This window comes from Paraburkholderia phymatum, from assembly GCF_040965635.1.
GTDB lineage: Bacteria > Pseudomonadota > Gammaproteobacteria > Burkholderiales > Burkholderiaceae > Paraburkholderia > Paraburkholderia phymatum_B.
Map to the genome: position 1 here is coordinate 1 of NZ_JBFRCH010000057.1, position 12,654 is coordinate 12,654.

General features: G+C 61.1%; 9 protein-coding genes and 4 pseudogenes. 7 read left to right on the forward strand and 6 right to left on the reverse strand.

Features of this window, described 5'->3' with window-relative positions; all coding sequences use genetic code 11:
* From AB4Y32_RS40825 to AB4Y32_RS38700, 5 genes and pseudogenes are all read right to left on the reverse strand, one after another.
* Positions 1–66: pseudogene (locus AB4Y32_RS40825) on the reverse strand (transposase); the annotation flags it as partial.
* A gap of 332 nt (positions 67–398) precedes the next feature.
* Positions 399–1,469, reverse strand: coding sequence for a tyrosine-type recombinase/integrase (locus AB4Y32_RS38685; RefSeq protein WP_368726314.1), 1,071 nt, complete (start codon positions 1,467–1,469; stop codon positions 399–401).
* Complete coding sequence (locus tag AB4Y32_RS38690) at positions 1,462–2,397, reverse strand: tyrosine-type recombinase/integrase (RefSeq protein ID WP_368726315.1); 936 nt, start codon at positions 2,395–2,397, stop codon at positions 1,462–1,464. The genes AB4Y32_RS38685 and AB4Y32_RS38690 overlap by 8 nt, the downstream gene beginning before the upstream one ends.
* On the reverse strand, positions 2,394–3,641 hold the full coding sequence (locus AB4Y32_RS38695; RefSeq protein ID WP_368726316.1) for a tyrosine-type recombinase/integrase: 1,248 nt from the start codon (positions 3,639–3,641) through the stop codon (positions 2,394–2,396). Before AB4Y32_RS38695 ends, AB4Y32_RS38690 begins: the two co-directional genes overlap by 4 nt.
* A gap of 180 nt (positions 3,642–3,821) precedes the next feature.
* Positions 3,822–3,989, reverse strand: a pseudogene (locus tag AB4Y32_RS38700) (group II intron reverse transcriptase/maturase); the annotation flags it as partial.
* Between the two features lie 328 nt (positions 3,990–4,317).
* Between AB4Y32_RS38700 and AB4Y32_RS38705 the strand changes: the two are divergent.
* The 6 genes and pseudogenes from AB4Y32_RS38705 (at position 4,318) to AB4Y32_RS38730 (ending at position 7,543) form a co-directional block, all read left to right on the forward strand.
* Complete coding sequence (locus AB4Y32_RS38705; protein WP_368726317.1) at positions 4,318–4,509, forward strand: hypothetical protein; 192 nt, start codon at positions 4,318–4,320, stop codon at positions 4,507–4,509.
* A 204-nt stretch (positions 4,510–4,713) separates the two neighbouring features.
* A complete protein-coding gene (locus AB4Y32_RS38710) occupies positions 4,714–4,974 on the forward strand; it encodes a CsbD family protein (protein ID WP_368726318.1) in 261 nt (86 codons plus the stop codon).
* Positions 4,975–5,026: 52 nt separating this feature from the next.
* Positions 5,027–5,401 carry a phage holin family protein gene (locus AB4Y32_RS38715; protein ID WP_368726319.1) on the forward strand — a complete coding sequence of 125 codons (375 nt, stop codon included), beginning with the start codon at positions 5,027–5,029 and terminating at the stop codon, positions 5,399–5,401.
* Positions 5,398–5,697 (forward strand): hypothetical protein, encoded by a 300-nt coding sequence (locus AB4Y32_RS38720; RefSeq protein ID WP_368726320.1) that lies wholly within the window; start codon positions 5,398–5,400, stop codon positions 5,695–5,697. The genes AB4Y32_RS38715 and AB4Y32_RS38720 overlap by 4 nt, the downstream gene beginning before the upstream one ends.
* A gap of 21 nt (positions 5,698–5,718) precedes the next feature.
* Positions 5,719–5,955, forward strand: a pseudogene (locus tag AB4Y32_RS38725) (ATP-binding protein); the annotation flags it as partial.
* A gap of 219 nt (positions 5,956–6,174) precedes the next feature.
* A pseudogene (locus AB4Y32_RS38730) lies at positions 6,175–7,543 on the forward strand (sigma-54-dependent transcriptional regulator).
* Between the two features lie 746 nt (positions 7,544–8,289).
* On the opposite strand, the gene AB4Y32_RS38735 reads toward AB4Y32_RS38730, so the two are convergent.
* Entirely contained in the window at positions 8,290–10,020 is a 1,731-nt protein-coding gene (locus AB4Y32_RS38735) for a methyl-accepting chemotaxis protein (protein WP_368726321.1), read from the reverse strand.
* 926 nt (positions 10,021–10,946) lie between these two features.
* Here AB4Y32_RS38735 and AB4Y32_RS38740 point away from each other — a divergent pair.
* Entirely contained in the window at positions 10,947–12,623 is a 1,677-nt protein-coding gene (locus tag AB4Y32_RS38740; RefSeq protein ID WP_368726322.1) for a methyl-accepting chemotaxis protein, read from the forward strand.
* The last annotated feature ends 31 nt before the right edge of the window (positions 12,624–12,654 follow it).

Genomic DNA, 12,654 nt, shown 5'->3' on the forward strand with positions numbered 1-12,654 from the left:
CTCATCGGGGAACAGCTTCGGCGCCTTCGGGTTCTTGCTCTTCTTGGTCACTGTTGCTTCGGTCATAGGACGTTATTTCCGTTATCGTCTCATGACCTCGGCACACTAAAAATCTGACAGGCTCGCATTCAGCCGCCTGCACCTAAGCCGCCGCTCGAAAACAGTCCCCTAGGCCAGTGACCGCTTTGCGGAGTCATTGCTCAGCAGGTACAACCGGTAGAGTCGAGTTGTGGCGCGGTAGCATTAGGTTCGGTTTGTCTGTTGCCGCCCCTTTCGTTTGGCGGCGCCCGAGTATCCTTGCCTTAACCCCGTTTCCACAACCCGCTCATCGAACCGGACAGGCAGATCTCCCGCATCAAATGTGATCGAACTCATTTGATGCGATATGTGGTGCCGGCTCAAATGTGGCCTTGCGGCGCCCGAGCCGCGATCCTCACAGGATCCGGCCGGCTGAACGCCACATAAAAAGCCTGCTGCAAGGACCTGAGAAACGCCATCAGCGCGGGATCATTGGCCCACCGCCTGTTCGCCATTCGATCGCTGGGGATAGTAAGCCGTGCCAGGGCGTTAGCCTTCGTTTCCAAATCAATTTCGGCGTAAACGTTGGTCGTGTCGATGGAAACATGACCAAGCCACGCCCGTACGGTGTTGATATCGACACCGGATCGAAGCAAGTGGGTCGCAGTTGAATGTCTAATGCTGTGCGGGCTGACGCGTTTGGATGCAAGCGAGGGCATCTTGGATCGCGCCTTGACAGCGTAACGCTCTACGACCGCGTGAATGCCGAAACGCGTCAGTGGTTGTCCACAGCGATTGAGGAATACCCGTTCCTGCGGTGGACGTTGGCCAGCGAGGTTGCACAACTCTTGTACGGTATCGGGCCACAACGGACACCGGCGCGGTTTCCGTCCCTTGCCTAGAACGCTCACGCTGCTGGAGATCGCATCGACGTTGCCGATGGTCAGGTGGGCCACCTCGTCCGCCCGAGCGCCGGCATTGTAGAGAAACAGCAACAGGGCGTAGTCACGGCGACCTTGAGACGTACGTCGATCTGGACAAGCGAGGAGCGCATCCATTTCAGGTTTGTCGAGATAGGGTACCACCTGTCTTGTAGTCTTCTTGTAGGGGATGCAGCGCAGCTGGGCGCACCATTGAACATGTTCCGGGCTGTGCTCGCCGACGAATCGGGCTAAGGCATGGATAGCCGCCAGGCGCTGATTCCGCGTCGCGACGCTGCATCCGCGACAGACTTCGATGTCTGAGAGGAAGTCCCGGACGATCTCGGCCGATACATCTGTCATTGCCAGCCGGTCAACCGGTTTGTGGGCTCGAGTTGAAACGAAAGGGATCAGTTGGCACAGGGTGTCACGGTAGCTCTGCTGGGTGTTGCGAGCGAGGTTCCGCTCGTCGATCAGGTGCTCGAGCAGGAAGCGCCGGACCCAAGGTCCAAGAAGGGTTGTGTCACGCATGATCGTCGCCTCCCCGGGCGTAGCGCTCGAAACGTAAGCTCGCCTCCCGCAGCAGCTCTGGCGTCATGGTCAGGTAGTGCTGGGTGGCACCAATATGCACGTGACCAAGATAGGTTGCCAGCTGAGGTAGCAGGCGTTGCACATCGGCGCCTTCGCGATACCAGGAGACCAGCCGGGTAACCGTATAGGTATGCCGAAGGTCATGAAGTCGTGGTTGATACCGCGCGCCATCGTTACGACGTACCTGTGCGCGTTCACGCAATTGTTTGAAGGCATACTCGGCGCCGGCTCTGGACAGGCGCTGTCCGCGTTTGGTCAGCAGGAAGGCAGCGTCGGGGTTGAGCGGCGGCCATTTGTTGCGTTCGGCGGCATACTGAACCAGCACCGATGTCAGATCTGATCCGGTCGGCACCAGCCGTGTCCTGTAGAACTTGGTTTCACGGATGCAAAGGATTCCAGAGTCCAGATCCACATCCGCCATATTCAGACCGACAGCCTCGCCGATGCGAAGCCCGGTACCATAGAGCAGTAGTAGGAGCGTCCGGCAGGTTAGCGATGACAGATTGCAGCGCTCACGATCCGCCGTCGCCGCCAGTAGACGCTTCATCTCTTCTCGCGAATAGATGTACGGCACGAAGGTTCGGGGTTCCCTTGGTACCGTTAATGGTAATGGCGAACTGTTGGTGTAACTGCGAGCAATGGCAAAGCGGTAGAAGCCGCGCAGCGCACTGAGCTTGCGATGCCAGAAAGCCGTGAGGGGACCCTTGCCGGCAAGGAACGTATAGACACGATCTGCGTCGACCTCGCACATATCGATGTCGCCGAGCGTTCGATAAAAGGACTTCAAGGTACGCGCCTCAGTGGCAAAGCGCATCCCCAGTGACTGTTTGTAGGCCACGTACGCGGCGACCGCCTCAGTCAGTTTCATAGCAGGTCTCCCAGGGCAAAGTTTGCAACCTGCCTCAGGCCAGGCAGATCGACCTTGGCATAGGTGCGCGTTGCATAGGCGCTGCGATGACCCAGGTGGTCACCGATTTCCTTGAGTGAGAGCCCTTCGGCCACGAGGCGGGTCGCGCACGCGTGTCGAAGTGAATGCGGTCCACTACGACGGCAATTGATATTCAGAACCCGCAATCGTCGGTTGACCAGGTAGTGCAGACTAGTAGGCGCGAGCGGACGGAACGGGGCCCGTATGGTGAGAAACAACGAGCGCGAGACAATATGAGGTCGCACCAGTTCCAGATACCGCAGAATTGCTTCACCTACCTCGGCTGCAAGCGGGTAGTCCTGCTTGCTCCGCTGCTTGGGATGGCTGACGTGAAGGATGTCATGTTCCCAGTCCACATCGTCAAGGGTCAGGGCAACGACTTCCCCCCTTCTCAGTCCGTAGACCGCCAGGAGCAACAGGATGGCGCGGTCCCGGATATCATGGGGACTGTCTGTGTCGGCGCTGCGAATGAGTCGCTGCACGTCTTCCCACTTCGGACCGACTGGAAGCGTCTCGTGGCTGAACAGACGCGGTCCCTCGATACCGGCGGCGAGTGTCTTCGAGCACCAGGTTTGCTCACCGGCGTAGCGGAGGAAACTTCGCAGCGCGCCCGCAAGGCTGGCCATCGATACCCGGGACCAGCCCTGCATTCGTCTCAGTGCAAAAAAGGCGTCGACCTGTTCGAGCCGCATGTCGCCGATGCTGCTTCCTTGTTCGCTGAGCCAGCACAAAAATGCCTGAACGTGCCAGCATCGATTGTGGATCGTGTGTGACGACAGACCGCGCTCCTCGCGCAGGTAGCTGTCAAACTGTTGAACCAGATCGGCAAAAGGTGGCGTGTCCGATTGTTGCTCCTGTAGTCGATTCAGGAAGCGAAGCCAGACTGTGGCGGTCTGGATAAACCGTTCCCTACTGAGCCTTCCCTTCAGGATTCGCTGATGCCGTCGCTGGTAACGAACCCAGCGGCCGGCTGCCATCTCAACCTCCGCAGACGTAATCAACCGTCCATCGTCGAGCGTGATACGCCGCGAGATTGCCAGGAGTTCAGGGGCAAGGCCCAACAGTGTTGAATGGGCCGCACCACCCTGTGCGCAGTGTGCGAGATAGCGTTCTCGATCATCGGCCGATGGACCATTGCGATGACGAGCCAGTACACGAGGGTAATGAAACAACGTACCGAACATGATCGGATCTCCGAGTAAACCTTCGGATCTCCCACGCTACGCCGGCGATAATTTATGTGGCCTTCAATCGGCATACAACGATGACGAACCTCGTCCCGTCCCCGCAAGACCACATTTGAGCCGGCACCACATATCGCATCCGGCTCTCGGACAAGACATCACGCCTTCGTACACGGCTAGTCACTGCCAAGGCCCCTGTAGACGAACGAGACCAAAGTACCCGTAGAGGTGCGAGGGTGGATAGCTCCCGCCCCTGCGACGTCTTACTTTGTGCTTGGTACGTAACCACCGACGCAACCGCGCGCTGGTGTAGCTATCGAGCGCCCGATATGCGCGACTGACTGTCCCTACCTTGAAGAAGAATGACGACGATTGCGGTTATAGAACACTTCGATGTATTCGAACTCTTTGGGTCGAGTTTATATGCGACCTGCTGGAAGGCGAAATTTCAGGGGAAGTATGCCCGAGGCACGCCATCGCGTCGTCGCTGTAGGGATTGCTGGACGCGGCACTGATGTCGCGCCGCCACATTGACCATGCCATCACATGCTCATTGGAGTGGAGCGTTCGCCGTCTCCGTCGACACAGTAGCCGGCGGATCTCCTGAACGCTGAATGGCGGTAGACCGCCACAGGCCGAACCTTCGTCGGTGACACGCGCCACAAGGTGCGCAACCATGGTTCAATACGCTCCCAGCAACCGGTTGACGCATCAGCGCAAAAAGGAGCTGATGGCGCACCCCGCCGATAAAGCGTTGGACGACGTCCGCCAGCCCGGCAAGAAGTTGCAAATCGGCCGGCCCAGTGCAGTAGCGAAGAAAGCGGTGACCTGGCTGCTGGCAATACCTCGGCACCTTCCCGGTTTTTGACAGGGCTGGCCGTCGATCTGCCCGACGCATACAAAAGAATGCGCCGGTGACGCAATGGAAGTCGTCGGGTCCGATGCTTGCTGAGCAGCCGTCACAGTCCGGCGCGTCGATGCGGGCTCGGTCAACGTTGCTGGCGTTGCACGCGCATTCAGCGTGGCCATTGTTGACGGCGTACCGCTAGCCGGACCAACCAGGGAGTGACAAATGGAGACGACCAGAACGGAAGGCATGCTGGGCGAAACTGCGGGAAACTTGGAGGAAACGATTAGCTCACTCGCAGGCGACGTTGGGATGCAGCTTAAAGGCAAGGCGGGCGAGTTGCGCGGCAAGGCGCAGCAGATCTGCGCGGATACGAGCGACCTCGCGCGCGATGCAATGTCGTCCAGCCCGCTTGCGGTGCTGGCCGCGGCGGCTGCGATCGGCTTCGTACTTGGCGCGCTATGGGCATCTAACCGCGACGTATGAACCCGCACGTGCGTGACGCTTGAAGCCGCAGGCTGTGCATGGGGGCGCTACGATGTCGATTCGATCCAAAGTGAACCAGTGGGCCGCCGTGAGCCGGTTCTGCACGCACCGGATGGCGGACTACGGGGAACTCATCCCGATTGAACTGGCGCAGGCCCGCGCCCAGCTCGTGCGCGAACTGATTGCGCTCGTCGCGCTCGCGGTCGCGGGACTGTTCGCGCTATCGTTCTTCTGCATCGCGATCATCGCGACGGCATTGAACACGCCGTACTTTCTGCATGTGTCGTGGGCGATCGCGGGGATGTGGCTGTTGCTATGCGTGATTTCCTTCATCGCCGTTCAGGCACAAAAGCCGGCACGCTCTTTCCGCGTATTGGAGGACGAAATCCGCCGGGACCTGCAAACGATCAGGGAGGCATTGAAATGACTTCGCGGCTGGCGGCGCTCGCGGAGGCCGAATCCGTCGTGCTGGAACGGATGGCCGTATCGCGCTCGAATCTGCTGGATGCACGCAAAACGGCACTCGTGCATGAGATTCGCAGCAGGCCTTCGTTGCTGATGCGCATAAAAGATCTGGTATCGACCGCGCCGAACGTCACGCTGCTCGCAGCGGTACTTGTCGGATCACTGGTAATTGGTCCTCGCACGATCGCGCGGGTCGTTGTGCGCAACGGGCTGCTTGCGTGGATCGCGAAAACGGTGCGGCGCATCGCGGGGAGCTGAGCGTCGCGCGCGACCTGTCCGATGCGGGCCCGCCGGGCTCATGAACCGGACGGAGGCTCATGTGAGCGCGACCGACGATCCGCGCCCGATGTACCGGCCACCGTCTTCGATCCGCTGCGTCGCACTGCGCAGACTACGTCGGCCGGCCGGGTCGGCAAAGGCGTCGGGCTGGGACTGTACATCGTGCGCGAGATCGTACGGGCGCACGGTGGCTGCGTTGAAATGCAATCCTGCGGGGGGCTCACCACCGTACGCAGCTGGTTACCGGCAGACGACGCACTGCACTCCCTGACCCCGTGTCCGCCAAAGCCGCGAAACAACCAGCCAGAAGCTTGGTGCCCGGCGGGCACACGCAGGATGCCGCCGCCGTTGCCACAGACGCTTCGTTTGCCGCGACAACCGGCAAGGCGAAAGCCGCGGACGCGACTCTGCGGCATTGTCCTGCAAACACACGTCACTGCTGATTTTTTTGTCCCGATGGCCCACGCACTTGTAGTCGATGACGAGATACCCGCGATGCGCTTGCGGCGATCATCGCGGAAGACGGGCTGACGACGGCCACGGCGGGTGATCTGCGCGAGACGCGCATGCAACTCGTGCGGCAGATGCCCGATGTCGTGTTCACCGATCTGAAGCTGCCCGATGGCACGGGCGTCGATCTGTTCGAGGAACTCGGTCCGCGCTCGGGCGTCGAGTTCGTCATGATCACGGGTCACGCGACGGTCGAATCGGCCGTGAGCGCGCTGAAGATGGGCGCCGCCGACTACCTGGTGAAGCCGATCAACATGCAGCGCGTAAAGTCGATCCTGAACCGCCTGCCGCGCGCCGGCGATCTGAAGGCCGAGATCGCGGCACGCTGCGCGGCGAGCTGCGCCGCATGGGCCGCTTCGGCCTGATGCTCGGCAATTCGCCTGTCATGCAGCAGGTGTACGACCAGATCAGCCGCGTCGCGCCGACGGCGGCCTCCGTGATGCTCGTCGGCGAATCGGGCACGGGCAAGGAAGTGGCCGCGCAGACGCTGCATCAGCTGAGCCTGCGCCGCAAGCATGCGTTTCTCGCGGTGAATTGCGGCGCGATCTCGCCGAACCTGATCGAATCGGAGATGTTCGGCCACGAGCGCGGCGCGTTCACGGGCGCAGACCGGCAGCACAAGGGCTATTTCGAACGCGCGAACGGCGGCACGCTGTTCCTCGACGAAATCACCGAAATGCCGATCGAATTGCAGGTGAAGCTGCTGCGCGTGCTGGAGACGGGCATGTTCATGCGCGTCGGCACGACGAAGGAAATCGAAACGGATGTGCGCCTGATCGCCGCGACCAACCGTGATCCCGAGCAGGCGGTGCTGGAAGGCAAGCTGCGGCTCGACCTGTATCACCGGCTCAACGTGTTTCCGATCAGCCGGCCGCCGCTGCGCGAGCGCGGCAAGGACGTCGAACTGCTCGCGCAATCGTTCCTCGACGACCTCAACGAGCAGCACGGCACGAAGAAGCATTTCCCGCCCGCCGTGCGCGAGATGCTGATGTCGTATCCGTGGCCGGGCAACGTGCGCGAGCTGAAGAATTACGTGCAGCGCGCGCACATCATGTCGAGCGCCGATTCGGACAGCACGGCGACCGTGCCGCTGCAGATCTCGCTGTCGAAGCCGACGGCGGGCACGGCGATCACGATTCCGTTCGGCACGTCGCTGGCGGAAGCCGACCGTCAGCTGATTCTCGCCACGCTCGAGCAGTGCAGCGGCGTGAAGACGCGCGCCGCCGAGATTCTCTGCATCAGCCTGAAGACGCTGTACAACCGGCTCTCCGGATACAGGCGTGTGGGAAAACTGGAAGCCGATAGCGTCGACTGAGCGGATGCTGTACGCAGGACCTGGACGGTGAGCCTGACAAGCGATCCTGCTGACTGCCGTATGGCAATCGAACTTGCTCGGCGCCCTGCCGTCACAGCCCACGAAAGGCCGGCACAGCCACCAGCAATGCGCTTTTGCGTTATACCGGCGTCAGGATTCAGAGATGACTTGTGACAGATGTTAGCGCGTGACGATCGGTGCGATTTCACGGCCAAACGGCTGATCGAAATCTCGACAGACGATGAGCGCGGTTCCAGGAACGCTGCGGGACCGAGGCGACGCCGGACAAAAGAGGCCAGGCGCCCCAGGCGCCTGGCCTGTCAAATCGGTTCCGACGGGGAAATGCCCGATACCGCCAGAACCGGCTGCCATCCTGGCCAGGCAGCAATGGGCATACCTGCAATTCGTCAGTATGCGCCACGATCCAGCATCAGTGCCGAACGCCGCTCCGCGGGAACCTCCAAAACACCGTCAATATCAGTGTCGTGCTGGAACCAGAGACCCCATAGCGTGTTCCAGTGCGATCCTTCGCGATGCGCGTACAGCGCTGAACGCCGATTTCCCGCCGTTGCGTTCGCCGGACGGCGACAGGAGTCGCACACGGCTGTAGTACAAAACTAAACGGACGAATACCCCAATTGGTCGCAGCCGGCCGGGATCGGGTCCCGCCGAGCGAGCGAGGCGTCCTGACCACATGCCCCTCACCCGCCGCCTGACTCGCCAACTCTATTTTCCCCGGCGAACAATCAGAACGTTTGCCATTCGTGCTCCGCTCCGGCGTGAGCTGAGCGGGTTGCGGCCGGTTCCGTCGCGGTGCCGTGCACGCGAGGCGCCTGCAGCGGTTTTGCAGGCGTCCCCGCCGTCGCTCTCGCGGCCGCCCGACCTGCTGTCATGGCGGACCATTCGCCGGCTGATCCGGTGCCGCCAACCTGGAACACTGCGACTGCTTCGCGGAGTACCTGCGCCTGCTGAGCCATCGACTGAGCCGCGGCTGACGCTTCTTCGACCAGGGCGGCATTCTGCTGGGTGACCTCATCCATCTGCGTGACAGCCTGGTTGACCTGCTCGATGCCAGTGCTCTGTTCTTCGGATGCCGACGAGATTTCACCCATGATGTCGGTCACACGTTTCACCGACTGAACAATTTCGCGTATTGTGCCACCCGCCTCTTCAACGAGCCGTGAGCCTGCTTCGACCCGCGTGACCGATTCGCCAATCAGCTCCTTGATCTCCTTCGCCGCCGTAGCGCTGCGCTGGGCAAGCGTGCGAACTTCACCTGCCACTACTGCAAATCCGCGCCCCTGTTCGCCAGCGCGAGCTGCCTCGACGGCGGCGTTAAGCGCGAGGATGTTGGTCTGAAAGGCAATACCCTCGATCACGCCGATAATCTCGGTGATCTTGCTGGAGCTGTCCGAGATACCGTGCATGGTTTCGACCACGCGCCCGACCACCTCACCGCCACGTTGCGCGATTGCCGATGCGGTGGTGGCGAGCACGGTCGCCTGCTTCGCATTGTCGGCGTTCTGGCGGACCGTGGCGGTCAATTCCTGCATGCTCGATGCGGTTTCCTCGAGGGATGCCGCCTGTTCTTCCGTGCGCTGCGACAGATCGGTGTTGCCCTGCGCAATCTCGCCCGCAGCAACAGAGATCGACTCGCTGGACGTCTTGATGCCCTGCACGATGACAGTCAGCTGGTCCTTCATGGTTCCCAGCGAGAACATCAGGCTGGAGCGGTCCCCCACCTTCAAGGGAACCCCGATGCGCAGGTTGCCGCCCGCAATCTCGCCGGCGAGACTCGCTGCATTCCGAGGCTCGCCGCCGAGCTGTCTCGCCAGACCGCGCGCAATGAACAGCGCCACACCGAGCGCCACTATCGCAGCCGCGATGATCAACCCGATCGCGAGAGCAATTGTCCGCGAGTACGCGTTGCTCGCTGCCTCCCCCTCGCGTGCAGCCCCCGCCACATTGACCTCCACTATCGTCCTGACGTCCTTTTCTAGGGCGTCGCGAACTGTAGACGACCTGCCAGTCAGCAGGGCCATCGCTTCCGTCGCCTTGCCCTCTCTGGCCAGCGCTCGCACCTGTCGATCAAGGTCGACGTATTGCGGCATCAGTGTCTGGATATTGGCGTAGGCGGTTTTTTCGTCTGGCTCACTGACGAGCTTTTCATATTCGGCGGCAGCACTGCGGTATTCTGCCAGGCCGGCGTCAATCCGCGCCTCGGCCTCCTGGATGGACGCCGGACTCTGGCTGCTGGCTGCACGGTATTCATTGATCCGTGTCTGTCGCAGGCCGGCCTGCATCTGCAGGCTGCTGCGCACACTTGGCAACCAGTTGTCGCGGAACTCTGCGACACGCGCATTTTCACCGCTCATCTCGATCAGGCAGAAGACACCGAGCCCGACCATCAGAACGATAACAGCGGCAAAACCCAGTACGAGCTGGGAAACTACCTTCAGATTTTTCAGAAATTGCACGACCGGCCCTTTTTGTTATTGACGCAGTTATGATTAAAAATCGCGCAGCGATAACGCGGAAATGGAGTAAATGCCACTAATATTCTTATCGGCGAAAAGAATGCGATCTTTAAAAGGAAATTAATCGGATTCGCATGATTCCTACCGTCACGATGATGCATTACCATTTCATCAAAACCGCGAACTGAATTCCCACGCCGTCAAGCCTGTTTAGAACGATCCGAAGCGGACGGCAACAATAATGCGTCGATTTGTCGGCCAGCGAATGCTGGTGCCGTTAGCGCATTCAAAAGTGACACGTCCGCGACGGAATATGCTGATCAGCGTGGGCATACGTCAACCGCTATACGGTAAAGGACCAGGCGCCAGATTGTTTGCACATCATCAATTGAATAACGTCAGAAGTGGTACCTACCGATCAAACTCGCGAACAACATTACGCTGGCTCCTTTTGCTCGAGCCGAACTTGAATATCCTCATCCATGGGGTAGGAAAGGACAGACCGGTCGACCGATTATTCCAGTGCGGCCACCGCGCTGGAGCCTTGCTTGTTCAAGAGATGCTACGTCCATCAGGTAGAGCGATTCAATCCGCTCGGTCGGTATCGCGAAGCCACCTTGCCCACCGCGTTCATCAGTTCATGGCGGTGAAGGCATTCCTGCACTGTCACTGGGGGTGCCGGCGCACTTCCTGTTTTTTCGTTTTCCGTACCACCCCGTCCAGCCCCAGATTGTTGTTGGCGACCAGCCGCCCAGCCTTCTTTCAAATCACCGAACTGGCATCGGTTCCGCCTACTTTTTGAGGTAATGCATCGCCGGGGAGTCGTGTAGTCTCGTTGCAATTTCCGCTACCACTTCGACGTGGGCCGTCCGGACGATCACCATTCCGTGCGCCGCCCAGAAACTTCAACGAGAGAGTCCTCGACCATGGCCACTGCGACGTCACGCACCGGCGACACCATCTTGCCCGATCCAAAGCACGCAGACCGCTTCACGCTCGGCAACCGGATCCTGCTGAGCTTCGGCGCGCTGTTCGTGCTGATGCTGGTGATGGCCGCGCTCTCCTGGACGCGGCTGCGCGTAATGGACGACGAAGCGCTCAGCATGGGCCGTGACTCCGTGCCCGGCCTCTATCTCGCGACCACGCTGCGCGCGACGGCCAACGAGAGCTATACGACGCTCGAACGCGCGCTCTTCGTCGAGAGCAGCGAAGACGCGATGACGCGCGATCTCGAGCGAGTGCCACAGTTGCTGCGCCAGCTCGATCAGGTGTCGGCCGAGTACCAGAGCACCCTCTTTCGCGACGAGGACCGCGCGCACTTTCGTACCTTCAAGGCTGCATGGGACCAATACCAGCTGCAACTGAACGAGGCGATGCGCATCGCGCCGACCTCGAAGTCCGAGGGACAGGCCGCGTTCGTCAAGCTCTTGCCGGCGTGGGACGGCGTCATGCGCGCGGCGAACGAACTCGTCAGCGAGAACCGGACACAGGCGGACGACTCCGCCAAAGCGATCCGCGATTCGGTGACGGGCACCGAAATCACGCTCGCGACGGCACTCGGCATCACGCTGCTCGTCGCGCTGCTCACGGGCTATGCGCTGCATCGCGCGATCACCGTGCCCATGGCGAGCCTCGTCGAAGTGCATAACGTAATGCGCACGGGCAATCTGACGCAGCGCCTGAAGCTCGGCCGCCGCGACGAATTCGGCACGCTCGAGGCCGGCTTCAACCGGATGGCCGAGGAACTGAACAGCCTCGTCGCCCAGGCGCAGAAGTCGTCGCTGCAGGTGACGACTTCCGTCGCCGAGATTGCGGCGACGTCGAAGGAACAGCAGGCGACCGCCACCGAAACAGCCGCGACGACGACGGAGATCGGCGCGACCTCGCGTGAGATTTTCGCGACCTCGCGGGATCTGCTGCGCACGATGAATGAAGTATCGGCTGTCGCGGACCAGTCGGCGACGCTCGCGGGCGCGAGCCAGAGCGGGCTCACTCGCATGGAAGACACGATGCGCAGCGTGATGGACGCGGCGGGCTCCGTGAATGCGAAGCTCGCGATCCTCAACGAAAAGGCTGTCAACATCAATCAGGTGGTCGCGACGATCACGAAGGTCGCGGACCAGACGAACCTGCTGTCGCTGAACGCGGCGATCGAGGCCGAAAAGGCGGGCGAATATGGCCGCGGCTTTGCCGTCGTCGCAACGGAAATCCGCCGCCTCGCGGACCAGACGGCCGTCGCCACCTACGACATCGAACAGACCGTAAAGGAGATCCAGTCGGCCGTCTCGGCGGGCGTGATGGGCATGGACAAGTTCTCCGAAGAAGTGCGGCGCGGCATGCGCGACGTGCAGCAGGTGAGCGAGCAGCTGTCGCAGATCATCCAGGAAGTGCAGACACTGGCGCCGCGCTTCCAGCTCGTCAACGAAGGCATGCACACGCAGGCGACGAGCGCCGAGCAGATCACACAGGCACTGTCTCAGCTGTCGGAAGCCGCGCAGCAGACGGCGGACTCGCTGCGCCAGTCGTCGCAGGCCATCGACGATCTGACGCTCGTTGCGAACCAACTGCGCACGGGCGTCTCGCGCTTCAAGATCGAAGCGTGACGACATCTGCTCACGCGCGCGCGGCACGTCT